1 protein-coding gene is annotated in these 220 nt (G+C 63.6%); it reads right to left on the bottom strand.

All coding sequences use genetic code 11. The features are described from left to right. Positions 1 to 220, bottom strand: a 220-nt coding sequence (locus ADL01_RS28280) for a family 43 glycosylhydrolase (RefSeq protein WP_159049674.1), incomplete at both ends; no start/stop codon positions are given.

The following is a 220-nucleotide window of genomic DNA, read 5'->3' as shown; positions in this document are numbered from 1 at the left end:
GTAGTACAGACCGCCCCGTTTGTAGACCCAGGGTCCTTCTTCGTACAGCGTGGGACGGTCGGGGTTGTCGGTGCGGGTGCCGAATCCCGCGGTGGTGAGCGGGATCCTGGTGGGGCTGCCCGAATAGGACGTCATGTCGGCGTTCAGCTTGACGTACCACAGGTTGGGGTTGCCCCAGTACAGGTAGGCCTGACCGTCGTCGTCGATGAAGACGGTCGGG

It is taken from the genome of Streptomyces sp. NRRL WC-3618, from assembly GCF_001280005.1.
In the GTDB taxonomy this organism is placed as follows: domain Bacteria; phylum Actinomycetota; class Actinomycetes; order Streptomycetales; family Streptomycetaceae; genus Streptomyces.
The sequence above is the reverse complement of the archived record's forward strand: the minus strand, read 5'-3'. Positions and strand labels throughout refer to the sequence as shown.